The organism is Streptomyces sp. NPDC049915 (assembly GCF_040656475.1).
Lineage (GTDB): Bacteria > Actinomycetota > Actinomycetes > Streptomycetales > Streptomycetaceae > Streptomyces.
The window spans coordinates 212,606-227,113 of sequence record NZ_JBFAMH010000006.1; the positions used below are offsets into that span (position 1 = coordinate 212,606).

Sequence of the window (14,508 nt, forward strand, 5' to 3'; positions counted from 1 at the left end):
GGGGTGCCTGGTGCCCATTCGCCTCCGCCGGTCGGAGGCGGTTGGCAAGTCAGGCCATTTCTGCACGAGTTGGACGTTCGAACCCTGCTCCGGCGGCCGCCGGCAGCCGAGTTGTCGGCGACCTTTCCCGGAATTGTCCGTGATCGGTAACAGACGGATCCGGCGGCAACTTTTCCTCGTCCTGTCAGGTGGTCGCACAGCGGCCGACGGCAGGTGAGGAACGCAGGGGAAGCAGGGGGCGGACATGGCACGTCACGGTGGCGGGCGGGGCTGGTACGGCAGGACGGTCGGGGCGGCACTCGGGGTGACGCTGCTGGCTGCCGGTGCCGCGGTGTGGACGGCGCAGGCCGATACCGCGGACCGCACTCCGCCCCGGGCGTCCGCGTCGGCCAAGCCGGGCAGTGCCCTCCAGTCGGTGGCGGCGAGCATCGCGCATTCCTCGGACAAGGGCCCCCGTGGCGTGAACATCACCATCGACGACGGCCCCGACCCCGTGTGGACCCCTCAGGTGCTCGAAGTGCTCGCGAAATACGGGGTGAAGGCCACGTTCTGCATGGTGGGCACCCAGGCGCAGGCCCACCCGGACCTCGTGAAGCAGGTGGTCGCGGCCGGGCACCGGTTGTGCGACCACTCGGTGTCGCACGACACCACCATGGACAAGAAGCCCCAGGCCTACCAGTCGCAGGAGATCCTCGACGCCGAACGCATGATCACCGAGGCTTCCGGCGGCGTGAAGCCGATGTACTACCGGGCGCCCGGCGGGGCGTTCACCCCGTACAGCCGCACCCTGGCCGCCTCGCGGGGGATGCGCCCGCTGGGCTGGAACGTGGACTCCAAGGACTTCGAGCGGCCGGGTGCGAACGCGATCGTCGCCACCGTCGAGCGGGAGGTGCCCAACGGCCCGACGCTCCTCTTCCACGACGCGGGCGGGGACCGCTCCCAGACCGTCGAAGCCCTGCGCCAGATCCTGCCGTGGCTCAAGGAGCAGGGCTATTCCTTCGGCTTCCCGGTGCGCTGATCCTCAGGTCGGCTCGGGCTGTTCCGCCGGGAGGTCCCGGACGCCCAGGCGCAGGTGCTCGACGTGGTACAGGGCTTGGTCGAGGAGTTGTGCGACGTGGTCGTCGTAGAGCGAGTAGACGACCGAACGCCCCTGTCGTTCGCCGGTGACGAGGCCGAGGTTGCGCAGGAGCCGCAGCTGGTGCGAGCAGGCGGAGGTCTCCATGTCGACGGCATCGGCGAGTTCCCCGACCGGGCAGGGGCCTTCCTGCAGCCGGGCCAGGATGTGCAGCCGAGACGGCGTGGCGAGCGCCTGAAGGGTGGCGGCGACGTCGGCGGTGCCGACCGCGTCGAGGCGCTCGCGGGTGGTGGCGCTGCTGGTGGTGACGCGTCCATGGCCCATGTGACCAGCATACCGACGACACTTGAAGACCTGTTCACATATTCATGTACGGTGGAGGTGTTGCCCAGCCCCGCCCGTGAAGGGTCGCTTCGTCATGTCTTCAGCCCTCGCCCAGAGGTCTGCCCCGCCCGCCGGTGATCTGCGGCCTGTCCCGCCGCGGCGCCGTACCCATGTGCTGGCCCTGCCGGAGGCCCGCTGGGCGCTGGCGGCTCTGATGCTGTTCCTGCTCGCCCTGCCCGTCCACCTGCTGGGCGGTCCGACGTGGCTGTGGGGGCCGCTGTTCGCCGCCACCTATGTCACCGGGGGGTGGGAGCCGGGCTGGGAAGGGTGCAAGGCCCTGAAGGACAAGACGCTGGACGTGGACCTGCTGATGGTCGTCGCGGCGCTCGGGGCGGCCGCGATCGGGCAGGTTCTCGACGGTGCCCTGCTGATCGTCATCTTCGCCACCTCAGGGGCGCTGGAGGCCATCGCCACGGCGCGGACCGCGGACTCGGTGCGCGGCCTGCTCGACCTCGCACCCACCACCGCCACCCGCCTCCTGCCGGACGGCACGGAGGAGACCATCGGCACCGAGCGTCTCGAGGTCGGCGACACCATCCTCGTCCGCCCCGGCGAGCGGATCGGCGCCGACGGCCAGGTGCTCTCCGGGATCAGCGACGTCGACCAGGCCACCATCACCGGCGAACCACTGCCGGCGGCCAAACAGGCGGGGGACGAGGTCTTCGCCGGCACCGTCAACGGCACCGGCTCGCTGCGGGTGCGTGTCCAGCGCGACCCGTCGGACTCGGTCATCGCCCGGATCGTGAAGATGGTCGAGGAAGCCTCCGAGACCAAGGCTCCCACCCAGTTGTTCATCGAGAAGATCGAGCAGCGCTACTCGATCGGCATGGTCCTCGCGACCCTAGCCGTCTTCGCCGTCCCGCTCGCCCTCGGCGACACCCTGCAGTCCGCCCTGCTGCGGGCGATGACGTTCATGATCGTCGCCTCACCGTGCGCGGTCGTGCTCTCCACCATGCCGCCATTGCTGTCCGCCATCGCCAACGCCGGCCGCCACGGCGTCCTGGTCAAGTCGGCCGTGGTCATGGAGCGCCTCGGACAGGTCGACGCGGTTGCCCTGGACAAGACGGGCACCCTGACCGAGGGCACCCCGCACGTGACCGACATCCGGCCCGTGGACGCCTCCACCCTGACCGAGGAGGAACTGCTGCGCCTTGCGGCGGCGGCCGAGCACCCCAGCGAGCACCCGCTGGCCCGCGCGATCATGGACGCCGCCCGCGCCCGCGACCTCACCGTCCCACCCGCGGAGGACTTCGACTCCACCCCCGGCATCGGCGTGACGGCCACTGTCGAGGGCGAGACGGTCGCGGTCGGCAGCCCCGCACGGTTGCTGCAGGGGCGTCCCGACCAGTCGGCAGCCGCGGTGATCACCCGGCTCGAGGACGAGGGCCGTACCGCGGTCCTGGTCATGGTCGGCGACACTCCCGCCGGGGTGCTGGGAATCGCCGACCGGCCACGCGAGGAGGCCGCCGCCACCGTCGCCGCTCTCACCTGCCTGACCGGCAACACCCCGGTGCTGGTCACCGGCGACAACCAGCGCGCCGCCGCCCGCCTCGCCGAAGAGATCGCCGTCACCGATGTCCGCGCCGGCCTGCTCCCGCAGGACAAGGCCAGGGCGGTGCAGGAGATGGAGCGGGCCGGGCGGAAGGTTCTGGTGGTCGGCGACGGCGTCAACGACGCGCCCGCGCTCGCCGCCGCCCACACCGGAATCGCCATGGGCCGTGCCGGATCCGACCTCGCCCTGGAGACCGCCGACGCCGTCGTGGTCCGCGACGAACTGGCCGCCATCCCCGCCGTCATCCGCCTCTCGCGCCGTGCGCGACGCCTGGTCGTACAGAACCTCGTCGTCGCAGCGCTGTTCATCACCGGCCTGGTCATCTGGGACCTGGCCGGCAGCCTGCCCCTGCCCCTGGGTGTCGCGGGCCATGAGGGTTCCACGGTCATCGTCGGCCTCAACGGGCTGCGCCTGCTCGCCGACGGCGCCTGGCACCGGGCCGGCAGCGGACGGTAAGGTCTTGCCGGCGGCGCGCGCACCGGCCCACCTGACTGGGCCCGCCTCCGACGAACAGTAGGGCGCCGCCCGCCCGTCGCGGGGACCCAGTGGCACCCCAATCGGTGGGCGCTGCGTGAGGAACTCCAACCGCCGGGCGCCGACTTGGTGGTTTCTCCCAATGAGGGCTGCCGTCGGCGGCTGGCTAGCGTCGAGACCAGGAGTCGCCGGGCGGGCGGCCGACCGGGAGCGCTGTGCCGCGCGATCCTGCCCGGCCCGGCGGAATGAGAGTGGGCGTGAGGAGCACAGCGGGCAAGCTGGGACACGCCGTGCGGGCGGGCGGGGTGACGCCGGTGCTGGCGGCCGCTGTCCTCTGGGGCACGGTCGGACCGGCCCAGATGCTGGCCGACAGCGGCGCGGCGCCGGCGGCGATCGGCGCCTGCCGGATGCTCCTGGGAGGTCTGGTCCTGGGGGCGATCACGGCCCGGCCGGCCGGAGTCCGTTCCCTGTGGCAGCCGGGCAGCCGTGGATGGACGGTGGTGAGCGTCCTGGTCACCGCGGCCTTCCAGGTGTGCTTCCTGGAAGCGGTGGACCGTGAGGGCGCTGCCCTGGCCACAGCCGTCACCTTCGGCACCGTACCGGCCGTGTCGGGGCTGTGCGGGCGGGTGTTCACCGGCGAACGGCTCGGCAGGGTATGGACTCGCGGCACCGTGTGCGCCGTCGCCGGCATCGCCCTGCTCCTGTTACCGGCCGACGGGGGACCGGTCGACAGAACCGGTGTGCCGCTCGGGGCGGTCGCCGGAGTCAGTTGCGGCGTGTACATCGCGGCGACCAAACAGCTCGCGCGACGGGGGGCGGACACCGCTGCCGCGGCCCCGGTGAGTGTGTTCGGGGCCGGAATCCTGGTCCTGCCGTGGGTGTTCGCGCGTCCGGACGGGCTCGCCGAGCCGCGGGCGCTGGTCCTCATCGGCTGGCTGGCCCTGGCCACGACGACACTGGGCTATCTGCTGTTCACCTTGGGAGTGACGCGCATCAGCGCCGCGACCGTCGGCACGCTCAGCCTGGCCGAACCGCTGGTCGCCACCGTGCTCGGAGTCCTGCTGCTGGGGGAACGACCGGGCGCCCTCACAGCGGCCGGCTCGCTGCTCCTGCTCGGCGGGCTGGTCCTGGTCTCACTGCCTGGCCGGCGGTCTGTCCCTGTCCCGGCGCAGCAACCCTGACGTCAGCGACCCGTTCCGGGAGCGGCTCCGTGCCGCCCCCGAGAGCGCCCGGGAGGACTACCTGACGGTGCGGTATGTCGTGACACACCGCCGTTGCCGGTCCCGCTCAACGTGAAGCCCACCCGTCATCGCACGCTGAGCGGGGTTTCGGTGACGAGGCGGGTCAGCTTGTCCGGGGTGCGCACGTAGTAGAGGCCGGAGATGCGCTGGTTCTCGACGCGGGCCGCCACAGCCAGGTTTCCTGAAGAACGTCTTCGGCGTCGGCCGCCGATCCCAGTATTCGTAGGCGACGGTGAAGAGCAGGTTGCGATGGGCGACGAAAGCATCGGTGGCCGGGTCGGTGGCGTGGTTGCTCGTGCCTCGAATCCTCTCCCGCACGGGCCGCCCAGGCCGACCGTTCGGCCGTGGTCGGCGCCTCGGCACGCTTGGTCTCCAGCAGCTGCCGGCGCTTGTCGCCCTTCGGTCAACGGTGCGAACCCGGCTTGCGCGCCTCGACCGCCAGATGCCTGACGCTGAAGTTGCAGGAGACCTCCTTGAGTTTCGCGCCCGCCCGGCCGCCGATATACGCGCTGATCGCGATGTCGTCCTTGTTGGCGAGCTGGAAGACACCGGCCCGACGCCCCAGGCTGATGCACATGGCGGGGAACGACAGGTCGACGGGCGCGGGTGTCACCTCCGCGATCCGGCTGAGCACCGTGTCGGCGGCGTGCGCGCCCAGGCACCCCGCGCCGTATGCACTCATCCTGAACGGCAGGTCCGACGGCGCCGACGAATCCCCGGCCGCGAGGATGCGCTCGTCGTCGATGCTGGTCTGCGACGTGCTTCCCCGGATCCGGCAGGACGCGCGAGTCACCGGTGTCGCGGGATCCGTCGCGGGCGACCACTCCGATGCCTACCGATGTGATCGATGACCGGTTCTGGATCTGGGTTCACCACGGTGCGACGAAACTCGGCCGTGGTGAACTCTTCGTAGTCATCGGCTTCCTCAATTACCTGCGCGAGACCGTGCTGGGCCCCCTCGCCGCTCACCACGCCGGTGCAGGGCGACATCGCGATCGGCGGCGCGACGCTCGCCGCCGAGGCGGCCGCATTGGGCCTGATCGACGAGTACCGGGCCAGGATCTACCCGGTGCTGGTCGGCGGTGGCATTCCGTTCTTTCCCCAGCGCGAGCGCCGGGTCGATCTCGAACTCGTCGAGACCCGCACCTTCAGCGCGGGTGTCGTCTACCTTCGCTACCGCGTGGCGCGCCAGCCGATTTCTGCAACGTCGCCGATAGCCAAGTAGGGTGCGCGAGTTGTCGTGGCGAGAGGTGGCTCGGAACGTGGCCCTGAGTGCAGTGAGACGGGACCAGCTGGCAGCGGCGGCGCGGGCCGCGCTCGGCCGCGGGCGGCGGTTGGAGGGGATTGAGCGACTTGCGGGTGGCAGTAAGAAGGGTGTCCATCGCTTGGTGATGGACGACGCGACGACTGCAGTCGCGTATCTGTGGGATGACGACGAGAACTACTGGCCGGCGGCCGAGGGCGACGACGACCTCGCCGACCCGTTCTCCCCCGGCCTCGGGCTCGACTTGTTCGAGGCAGCTCACGCGCGGCTCGACGCGCTCGGAGTCCGCGTCCCGGCGCTCTGTCTCGTGGACCGCGACGGCACCCACTGCCCGGCCGATCTTGCTATCGTCGAGGATCTCCAGGGGGAGAGCCTGGAAGCACTGCTCGTCCGAGACCCGTGCGCAGCGGCCCCCGTCATGGAGCGACTCAGTGAGGCTCTGGAGGCGATGCGGCAGCATAGGGCTTTCGCCTACGGCAAGGTGGCTGTGGTCGATGCAGGAGCGACGTCGCGTGGGACATCGTGCGAAGAAGTCGTTCTGGAACGTGCACAGCGGGACCTTGCCGAGGCGGCGTCGCGTGATCCGCGGATCGACGCTGCCCGTGACCGGCTGGAAGAGCGACTGCACTGGTTGGCAGGGGCGGTGCGGCCACGGGCGGAGTACTCGGTGGTGCACGGCGAACTGGGGCCCGACCACGTGCTGGTGGACGCGGCGCAGAGGCCCGTTCTGATCGATATCGAGGGTGCGATGTACTTCGATGCCGAGTGGGAGCACGTGTTTCTGCGCATCCGGTTCGACGGCATGTACGACGCTTTGGCGGCGGACGGACTGGACGAGAGCCGGCTTGTGTTTTACACGCTGGCGCAGCGACTCTCGCTGACGGCGGGTCCGTTGAGGCTGCTCGACGGGGAGTTTCCGGACAGAGCGTTCATGGCGGGCATCGCCGAGTACAACTTGAAGGAGTCGCTGGAGTTTGCCCGCTGGTGAAGTCGGCTGGCCGTGCCGTGCGTTGGCGCCGGACGGCGGCCCCCCATCACGTCTCAGGGGGTGAACTCCTCGTCCAGACGGTCGATCACCCCGTCTGCGCCCAGGTGGTACTTGAACACCAGCCCGCTGTTCGGGTGGGCTTCCAGCCAGTCGAGGAACTCCTGGACACCGATGTGCTGGTTCTCGGTGCTTGCCACGATGGGGTTGGTGACGGTGACGTACGCCGCCTGGTCCATGGGGATGTACGTCTCTTTGCCCACGGTCTCGAAGGGCGCGCCGTCGGAGTCGGCGGGGGCGCAGCCCCAGGTGCCGTGCTTGACGATGAGACTGAGCGAGCCCCCTTCCGGGGTGTAGCGGAGGACCGCCACCTCGTCAGGTGAGATGGGCGTCTTGTGGTCGCAGCCGTCGACGCCGCTCGTGCCGCCCGAGGCGGCGGGTGTCGGTGCCGATGCCGATGCCGGTGGCGTGGCCGTCGCGCCGGGCGAAGGAACCTTGGAAGACGAGGATGCGCCGCCGCCCGTGCCCGTCGTGTGCTTACTGGCCTGCTTGGCACCGGCAGTTGGGGAACCGGGCTTCGCAGGGCCGCCACCAGGCTGGGTCGTCGCGGTGCTGCCGCCGGCAGGTGTCGCCGAGTTGGTTCCGCCCCCGTCACAGGCCGTGAGTACCACCGCGAGGACGGCGGCGGACGCGCTCATCGCGGCCGCGCGGAGAACGGTGCCGGGTCTGTGGCGATCGGACTTCGTGGACGGTGCCATGGCGATCCTGTCTGTCGAGGAGCAGCGGGCTGTGCCTGTCGCAGGCACAAACGATTTCCGGCCGATCCGCGGTTGCCGTGGTCACCAGGTCGTTGCCGGGTCGTGACACGGACACGGACACGGACACGGACACGGGATCGGACGGACACCTCAAGGATGGAGCGCCGCCAGGATCCGCTCGAATCGCGCGGTCATGTCGTCGGCGCTCTGCTCGGGGTGATGCCGCCACCAGGTGACCGCGGCACTCACGGTTCCGTACCAAAGGTGCGTGGCGAGGTCGGCGTCGAGTGGTTCGTCGGTCTGGGAGGAGTGAAGGAAATCAGCCACACCGACCGCGCCCATGCGGTTGAGTTTTCCCCGGTACACGGCGGCCGCGGAATGGAGGGCTCCGTCCGGCGGCAGAGTCGAGTCGTACACGAGGTTCCAGTCGTGCGTGCGTGACTCGAGCGCCCGGAAGATGGCTTGCAGCGTACGCACCGCGCGGGTGAGGTCAGACGGCCCCTCCTGGGCGGACTCAACGGCTGCGACGAGCCGGGCGCCGGCGAAGTCGAGACAGGCCAGGTAGAGGCCGTCCTTGGACCCGAAGTACTCGTAGATCATCGGCTTGCTGATACCTGCTCGCGCGGCCACGACGGCCGTCGACCCGCGCGCGTGGCCCTTCTTGCCGAATTCCTCGGCCGCCGCGTCCAGGATCAGCCGTTCCCGCTCTCTTCGCGGCATCCCCTTGGTGCCCACCGTGTGCGTGGCGTTCTGTTGCTTGCTCATGCTGCTCTCCCCATGCCAATGTGACCACACGGTAACTTACTCTGCGTTCAGATAGGTGGTGTGCCAGTGCCCGGCAAGACGCGCTCATGGTGGGGATGGGGAAACGTCGAGGACGCCGTGACGGCCCCGGAACGCGAAGAGCTCACACGACGGACCGCGGAACTCCTGCCCGGCGCGGACCTCACCGTGCACGAGGCCCCTCCGGTCGAGTCGCTCGGCGTGGGCGCGAGCAGGGTCCAGGCACCGTCGGCACTGGCGTCGATCGTCTCTCAGGACGTCCGCGACCGGCTCGCACACAGCCACGGTCAGGCATTCCGCGATGTCGTGCGGGCCCTGCTGGGAAGGCTGCCCCACGTACCCGACCTCGTCGTGCGCCCGACCTCGGAAGGTCAGGTCGTCGACGTCCTCGACTGGTGCAACGACGCCGGCATCGCCGTCATACCCTTCGGCGGCGGATCCTCGGTGGTCGGCGGCGTCGAACCACGCGTGGGCGACGAGTACGCCGGCGTGGTCAGCCTGGACCTCACCTCGATGGACCAGGTTCTCGAAGTGGACACCACCAGCCGCGCCGCGCTCGTCCAGGCCGGGGTCCTCGGCCCGCATCTGGAAGAGCAGTTGAGGCCCACGGGACACACCCTTCGCTTCTTCCCGCAGTCTTTCGAGTTCTCCACCCTCGGTGGCTGGCTGGCCACCCGCGCGGGTGGCCACTTCGCCACGCACCTCACCCACATCGACGACCTGACCGAAGCCATGCGGATCATTACTCCTGCCGGTGTCGTCACCACCCGCCGGCTCCCGGGCTCCGGCGCCGGACCGTCCCCCGACCGGATGTTCCTCGGGTCCGAAGGATCGCTCGGTGTGATCACCCAAGCCTGGGTCCGCCTCCAGGAACGGCCCCGGTGGAGGGCAGGCGTCTCGGTGAACTTCGCCGACTACGACGCAGGTGTGCGGGCGGTGCGCGCCCTGTCCCAGTCCGGACTGAACCCGGCGAACTGCCGGCTCCTGGACCCGGTGGAAGCATTGATCAACGCGGGCTCATCAACCGCTGTCCTGGTGCTCGGCTTCGAATCAGCGGACCACCCGGTCCACGCAGGGATGGAACGCGCGCTGGAGCTGTGCCGGGACCATGGCGGCACCCTGCCCGAACCGCCGCGCTACACCGAGACCGCGGACCGGGCCGCGCGCACCGCGGCCGCCGACACCTGGCGCTCCTCCTTCATGCGCATGCCCTATCGCCGCGACGCACTGGCCGCCCAGGGCATGATCGTGGAGACCTTCGAGACGGCCTGCACCTGGGACCGCTTCGACAGTCTGCGCGCGGCTGTCAACGCGGCAGCCCAGGACGCCATGCTTCAGACCGGCGCCATGGGCGTGGTCACCTGCCGGTTCACCCACCTCTATCCCGACGGTCCAGCACCGTACTTCGGCATCTACGCCGCGGGAGAGTGGGGCAAGACAGTGGAGCAGTGGGACGAGATCAAGCAGGCGGTCTCCGAAGCGCTGATCTCGAGCGGTGCCACCATCACCCATCATCACGCGGTGGGCCGCGACCACCGGCCCTGGTACGACCAACAGCGCCCCGACCTCTTCGGCTCGGCTCTCCAGGCGGCCAAGACGGTGTTCGATCCCGCGGGGATCCTGAACCCCGGGGTGCTGATCGACCCTCTACGCGACCGCTGACTCAGCGCCGCCGCCCGGACCCCGGCTCAGGAGCCACCGCGCCTCCGGCGAGGCCGCAAGACCCCGGCGGGGGCGCCGCCCACCGGGGCCAGGGGCCGGCAGGCACGGTGGTGCCGCCGGCAGGAGCAAGGAGCCGTTCGCGAGGATTGCTACCAGCTACCAGCTCCCCCCAGCCACCAGCTGGTGGCGGTGGCCGCGCTCACGCCCCGTGAACCGCCGGCTTGAGAACCTCCTCGCACCATGCCCGGAACGTCGTGCGGCCCGCGTTCGCCGGGGTGCGTGGCACGCCGTCGTCCAGGCCCTCGCCCTTGGCGCGCACCATGTCGACAAACGCCTGCGCGAGCTCGGGGCTGGCCCCGTGGGCGACCAGGCCGGCGCGTACCTCCTCGAGCGACTGGCGCTCGTAGCGGATCGGGCGGCCGAGCACCTCGGACATGACGCGCGCCATGTCGTCGGCCGACAGGTCCTCGGGACCGAGCACCGGGACCTCGCCCGTGCCGGTCCACGAGCGGTCGAGGAGGAGGCCGGCCGCGGCTTCGGCGATGTCCCGGGTGGCGGCGAGGGGTGCCTTCCGGTCGGCGGGGAGGGGGCCGGTGAACACGCCGTCGTCGCGGATCGGCGCGGTCTGCCGCAGCAGGTTGTCCATGAAGGTGGGATTGGCCAGCGCGCGGTAGGCCACGCCCGTGCTCGCGATGAGGTCGTCCATGGCGAGCGAGGCCGTCACCTGCCCGGCGCGGTCCGCGAAGGGAGTGCCGCGACCGAGCGCCGAGACACCGACGACGTGTCCGATCCCGTGGGCCGCGAACGCCTTCGCGGCGGGACGGGTGAAGTCGAGGTACACAGTGTCCAGGCTCGATGCCCGCAGATTCGGCGGGGCGAGCCAGAACACGGCGTGCGCGCCGGAGAAGGCCCGGTCGACGACGTCGGCGTCGCCGTGCGAGCCGGTGACGACGTCGACGCGTGACCTGACCTCGACGGGGAGGCGCGCGGGATCGCGCACGATGACGCGCAGTTCTTCGCCGTGATCGGGAGCCCGGTCGAGCAGGATGCGCAGGAGCCGGGCGCCGATCTGTCCAGTGGGTGCGGTGATGACGATCATGTGTCGAGTCTCCGGGCGGCACCCGGCGGCGGTCCAATACCTTCCCCGTCGATTGATACCGTGAAGGTATGGATCTGGATCTGCGCAAGCTCCGCTACTTCGCCGCGGTCGCCGAGCACCGACACTTCGGCCGGGCGGCGGAACAGCTCTACATCGCTCAGCCGGTGCTCAGCCGCCAGATCAGGGCGTTCGAGCAGGAGCTGGGGTGCGCACTGCTGGTGCGTACCACCCGCAGCGTTGAGCTGACCGCGGCCGGTCGCCAGCTCTACGAGGAGGCGCAGGGGATCCTCGCGGCGGTCACCGCGGCGGTGCGGCGCGTTCACGACGCGGACCGGGGCGTGCAGCGGCTGGTCGTCGCCTTCTCTCCCGGACTGCAGGTCTCGGACGCGATCAGGGCGTTCGGTGCGCGCCACCCGAAGGTGGAGACCGACGTCGTACCGGCGCGCTGGTGGGAGCAGGACGCGCCGCTGAGGGACGGCCGGGCCCAGGTCGGGTACCTGCGGCGGCCGTTCGACGACACGGGGCTGCGCACGATCCCGATCGGCTGCGAGCCGAGGGTCGCCTGCGTGCCGAAGGCGCACCCGCTGGCATCCCGCCAGGAGGTCACCCTCGACGATCTCGACGGCGAGCGGATGCTGGACGCGCCGACGCGGCGGACGTCCTCGCTGGAGGAGAAGTTCGAGCTGATCGCCGTCGGTCGCGGCATCGCGCTCGTCCCGCTGAGCGTCGCGCGTTCCTACTCCCGCGAAGGCCTCGTCCACCTCCCGGTCACGGATGCCCCGGCCCTGGAAACCTGCCTGGCCGTCTGCGCGGACCGCCGCGAGAAGCTGCTGCGCGACTTCCTGGACATCGCGACCGCGACCCTGCGGGGCGATCAGGAGGGCCGGCACCTGGGCGCGCCGCACCAGCCGTCGCTGCCGGTTCCCCTGAATGCTCGGCTTGCGCTGGAGTGCGCTCCAAGTCGTAGCGTCGCAGACATCGAGCGCGAGGCCGGTGTCGCCCGGTGCCTTCACGGGATGCCGGGCGGTGGAATCCGTTGCTAGATGGATGAGGGGCTTCGCGTGGTCCGAACGATGAACGAGTGTGCAGGAAGGCTGGGACACGGCATGCGTAAGCGCAGTCTGCGGGAGCTTGAGGTATCGGCCATCGGCCTGGGGTGCATGGGGATGTCCGCCTTCTATGGATCAACCGACCAGGACGAGGGGATCGCGACCATCCGGCGCGCCCTCGACCTCGGCATGAACTTTCTCGACACCGCCCAGATGTACGGGCCGCTCACCAACGAGTCGCTCGTCGGCGAGGCGATCCGGGGGCGCCGCGACGAGTACGTGATCGCGACGAAGTTCAACTACCGGATGGACAACGCCGTGCCCGGCGACATCAGCACGGTCGGCCCGCAGGACGGCTCGGCCGAGCACGTCCGCAGCTCGGTCCACGGCTCGCTGCAGCGTCTGGGAACCGATCACATCGACCTCTACTACCAGCACCGGGTCGACCCGAACGTGCCCATCGAGGAGACGGTCGGAGCACTCGCGGAACTGGTCGCCGAAGGCAAGGTGCGGTACATCGGCCTGAGCGAGGCGAGCGCCCAGACCATCAGGCGCGCCAACGCCGTGCACCCGGTCACCGCGGTGCAGAGCGAGTACTCACTGTGGTCACGGGATGTGGAGGCCGAGGTGCTGCCCACCTGCCGTGAGCTGGGGATCGGCTTCGTGCCGTACTCGCCGCTCGGCCGCGGTTTCCTCGCCGGGCGGTTCACCTCGCCGGACGATCTGGACGCGAACGACTGGCGCCGCCAGAACCCGCGCTTCCAGGACGACAACCTGGAGGCGAACCAGCGGCTCGCGGAGAAGGTGAAGGAGATCGCGGCGGAGAAGGACGTGACTCCGGCCCAGCTGGCCATCGCCTGGGTGCTGGCCCAGGGCGAGGACCTGGTCCCGATCCCCGGCACCAAGCGCCGCACCTACCTGGAACAGAACGCCGCCGCGGTTGACATCACGCTGAGCGACGACGACCTGGCCCGCATCGACGCGGAGCTGCCCAAGGCGGCGGGGGAGCGGTACGACGAGGCGGGGATGCGCTCCGTGAATCGCTGACCGCAGCAACTCTGGTCACCGCCCCCATGCTCTCAGCCGGCGTGCAGAACCCGGAAGCGGCCGGGGTTCGCAGGGTCTCGGTCGACGACTTGGACGGGTGGCCAGGCCCATTGCCACACGCTGATGCCTGCTGCGCGGGAGAACTCGATCCGCCCCCGGGTGCCGTCGACGGCAACATGCGGCCAGGCTTCGGCCAGACGCGCCCGGTCCGTGCCGTGCGTGCGCAGGACGTCGGCGAGGACGGCGATCGTGTCGTAGCCCTCGAAGGCGACGAACGAGGGTGCCTGGCCGAGCCGTTCGCGCAACATCTTCTCGACTCGCGCGCCCAGGGAGGTGAGGCGTTCGGGCAGGTAGCGCAGGAACGGGATCGCGGTGCCGTCGTCGCCCAGCAATGCCGCCCACTCGGCGAACTCCGGCTGCCCGGCCGGTGCACCGATCATGATCTCGGCGAGGCGCGGGTCGCGGCGGACGGACCTGACGAGAGGTACGGCAGGCTCGGGGTGGCCGACCAGAAGCAGCAGGGCCGTCGCGCGGTGGGCGACAAGTTCGTCGCAGACCGCTGCGGGGGTGAGCTCGCTCATGTCGAGTTCGGTGACGGTACAGCCGTGTGGAGCGAGGTACTCCCGCATAAGGCGGGTGCCGCTCGCCCAGTAGACACTGGGCTGAGCTGCCACGGCGATCCGGCTGTGGCCCGCCCCGAGGAGGAAGTCCGCGTAGATCCGCCAGCCGTGCGACTGCGCCGGGCACAGGCGTGCGACCCGGTCCGTCGGCTCGTCGGTGAGCGCGTCGAGAACCGCTGAGGAGCACAGGTACGGCAGGCCGAGGGCGTCGGCCCTGGCGGCAGCGGCGCGTGCGACGACGCTGTGATACTCCCCGGCCAGGGCGGCCACGCCCAGCTGCGCCAATTCGTCCACGGCCGCCGCGGCCCGTTGCGGATCAGCCGCGGTGTCTCGTACGACCAGTTCCAGTGGCCGGCCGTCGACGCCGCCGGCGTCATTGACGTCCCGCGCCGCCAACTCCATTCCGGAGAGCAGCTGTTGGCCTGCCTCGACCCAGCCGGGACGGGTCAACGGTGCGAGGGTACCGATCCGGACGGATGAACCGTCGGTGCGCGTTTCTGCCACTGTGATCATGC

Annotated in this window: 14 protein-coding genes and 2 pseudogenes; 9 read left to right on the forward strand and 7 right to left on the reverse strand. The window is 70.4% G+C overall.

Features of this window, described 5'->3' with window-relative positions; translation table 11 throughout:
* Positions 1-244 precede the first annotated feature (244 nt).
* Positions 245-1,018 (forward strand): polysaccharide deacetylase family protein, encoded by a 774-nt coding sequence (locus AB0J12_RS13100; RefSeq protein WP_363264360.1) that lies wholly within the window; start codon positions 245-247, stop codon positions 1,016-1,018.
* 3 nt (positions 1,019-1,021) lie between these two features.
* Here the strand turns inward: AB0J12_RS13100 and AB0J12_RS13105 are convergent, their stop codons facing one another.
* Positions 1,022-1,399 (reverse strand): metalloregulator ArsR/SmtB family transcription factor, encoded by a 378-nt coding sequence (locus AB0J12_RS13105; RefSeq protein WP_363264361.1) that lies wholly within the window; start codon positions 1,397-1,399, stop codon positions 1,022-1,024.
* A gap of 94 nt (positions 1,400-1,493) precedes the next feature.
* On the opposite strand from AB0J12_RS13105, the gene AB0J12_RS13110 reads away from it, so the two are divergent.
* Positions 1,494-3,467: a heavy metal translocating P-type ATPase gene (locus tag AB0J12_RS13110; protein WP_363264362.1), complete on the forward strand. Its 1,974-nt coding sequence runs from the start codon at positions 1,494-1,496 to the stop codon at positions 3,465-3,467.
* Positions 3,468-3,742: 275 nt separating this feature from the next.
* Positions 3,743-4,666: a DMT family transporter gene (locus AB0J12_RS13115; protein ID WP_363264363.1), complete on the forward strand. Its 924-nt coding sequence runs from the start codon at positions 3,743-3,745 to the stop codon at positions 4,664-4,666.
* A gap of 226 nt (positions 4,667-4,892) precedes the next feature.
* On the opposite strand, the pseudogene AB0J12_RS13120 reads toward AB0J12_RS13115, so the two are convergent.
* Together AB0J12_RS13120 and AB0J12_RS13125 are read right to left on the reverse strand one after the other, a co-directional pair.
* Positions 4,893-5,032 (reverse strand): annotated as a pseudogene (locus AB0J12_RS13120) (sigma factor); the annotation flags it as partial.
* Between the two features lie 97 nt (positions 5,033-5,129).
* Complete coding sequence (locus AB0J12_RS13125) at positions 5,130-5,519, reverse strand: hypothetical protein (RefSeq protein ID WP_363264364.1); 390 nt, start codon at positions 5,517-5,519, stop codon at positions 5,130-5,132.
* Positions 5,520-5,705: 186 nt separating this feature from the next.
* Here AB0J12_RS13125 and AB0J12_RS13130 point away from each other — a divergent pair.
* Positions 5,706-5,951, forward strand: a pseudogene (locus AB0J12_RS13130) (dihydrofolate reductase family protein); the annotation flags it as partial.
* A 52-nt stretch (positions 5,952-6,003) separates the two neighbouring features.
* Positions 6,004-6,978, forward strand: a complete 975-nt coding sequence (locus AB0J12_RS13135) for a phosphotransferase (protein WP_363264574.1) — start codon at positions 6,004-6,006, stop codon at positions 6,976-6,978.
* A 53-nt stretch (positions 6,979-7,031) separates the two neighbouring features.
* Here the strand turns inward: AB0J12_RS13135 and AB0J12_RS13140 are convergent, their stop codons facing one another.
* Positions 7,032-7,346, reverse strand: a complete 315-nt coding sequence (locus AB0J12_RS13140) for a hypothetical protein (protein ID WP_363264365.1) — start codon at positions 7,344-7,346, stop codon at positions 7,032-7,034.
* Positions 7,347-7,359: 13 nt separating this feature from the next.
* Between AB0J12_RS13140 and AB0J12_RS13145 the strand changes: the two genes are divergently transcribed.
* Entirely contained in the window at positions 7,360-7,839 is a 480-nt protein-coding gene (locus tag AB0J12_RS13145) for a hypothetical protein (RefSeq protein WP_363264366.1), read from the forward strand.
* Positions 7,840-7,883: 44 nt separating this feature from the next.
* Here the strand turns inward: AB0J12_RS13145 and AB0J12_RS13150 are convergent, their stop codons facing one another.
* Entirely contained in the window at positions 7,884-8,498 is a 615-nt protein-coding gene (locus AB0J12_RS13150) for a TetR/AcrR family transcriptional regulator (RefSeq protein ID WP_363264367.1), read from the reverse strand.
* Between the two features lie 117 nt (positions 8,499-8,615).
* On the opposite strand from AB0J12_RS13150, the gene AB0J12_RS13155 reads away from it, so the two are divergent.
* On the forward strand, positions 8,616-10,178 hold the full coding sequence (locus AB0J12_RS13155; RefSeq protein ID WP_363264368.1) for an FAD-binding oxidoreductase: 1,563 nt from the start codon (positions 8,616-8,618) through the stop codon (positions 10,176-10,178).
* 199 nt (positions 10,179-10,377) lie between these two features.
* Here AB0J12_RS13155 and AB0J12_RS13160 read toward each other — a convergent pair whose 3' ends face one another.
* Positions 10,378-11,277 (reverse strand): NAD(P)H-binding protein, encoded by a 900-nt coding sequence (locus AB0J12_RS13160; protein ID WP_363264369.1) that lies wholly within the window; start codon positions 11,275-11,277, stop codon positions 10,378-10,380.
* Positions 11,278-11,345: 68 nt separating this feature from the next.
* Here AB0J12_RS13160 and AB0J12_RS13165 point away from each other — a divergent pair, with 68 nt between their 5' ends.
* Together AB0J12_RS13165 and AB0J12_RS13170 are read left to right on the forward strand one after the other, a co-directional pair.
* Positions 11,346-12,320, forward strand: coding sequence for a LysR substrate-binding domain-containing protein (locus AB0J12_RS13165; protein ID WP_363264370.1), 975 nt, complete (start codon positions 11,346-11,348; stop codon positions 12,318-12,320).
* A 63-nt stretch (positions 12,321-12,383) separates the two neighbouring features.
* A complete protein-coding gene (locus AB0J12_RS13170) occupies positions 12,384-13,373 on the forward strand; it encodes an aldo/keto reductase (RefSeq protein ID WP_363264371.1) in 990 nt (329 codons plus the stop codon).
* A gap of 32 nt (positions 13,374-13,405) precedes the next feature.
* Here AB0J12_RS13170 and AB0J12_RS13175 read toward each other — a convergent pair whose 3' ends face one another.
* Positions 13,406-14,506: an ABC transporter substrate-binding protein gene (locus AB0J12_RS13175; RefSeq protein WP_363264372.1), complete on the reverse strand. Its 1,101-nt coding sequence runs from the start codon at positions 14,504-14,506 to the stop codon at positions 13,406-13,408.
* Between the last annotated feature and the right edge of the window lie 2 nt (positions 14,507-14,508).

What these genes read in the sequence shown, in the direction of transcription:
- AB0J12_RS13175 (WP_363264372.1), bottom strand. Translation starts at nt 14,506, where the DNA reads ATGATCACAGTGGCAGAAACGCGCACCGACGGTTCATCCGTCCGGATC.
- AB0J12_RS13170 (WP_363264371.1), top strand. Translation starts at nt 12,384, where the DNA reads ATGCGTAAGCGCAGTCTGCGGGAGCTTGAGGTATCGGCCATCGGCCTG.
- AB0J12_RS13150 (WP_363264367.1), bottom strand. Translation starts at nt 8,498, where the DNA reads ATGAGCAAGCAACAGAACGCCACGCACACGGTGGGCACCAAGGGGATG.
- AB0J12_RS13160 (WP_363264369.1), bottom strand. Translation starts at nt 11,277, where the DNA reads ATGATCGTCATCACCGCACCCACTGGACAGATCGGCGCCCGGCTCCTG.
- AB0J12_RS13100 (WP_363264360.1), top strand. Translation starts at nt 245, where the DNA reads ATGGCACGTCACGGTGGCGGGCGGGGCTGGTACGGCAGGACGGTCGGG.
- AB0J12_RS13145 (WP_363264366.1), top strand. Translation starts at nt 7,360, where the DNA reads ATGGGCGTCTTGTGGTCGCAGCCGTCGACGCCGCTCGTGCCGCCCGAG.
- AB0J12_RS13110 (WP_363264362.1), top strand. Translation starts at nt 1,494, where the DNA reads ATGTCTTCAGCCCTCGCCCAGAGGTCTGCCCCGCCCGCCGGTGATCTG.
- AB0J12_RS13165 (WP_363264370.1), top strand. Translation starts at nt 11,346, where the DNA reads ATGGATCTGGATCTGCGCAAGCTCCGCTACTTCGCCGCGGTCGCCGAG.
- AB0J12_RS13105 (WP_363264361.1), bottom strand. Translation starts at nt 1,399, where the DNA reads ATGGGCCATGGACGCGTCACCACCAGCAGCGCCACCACCCGCGAGCGC.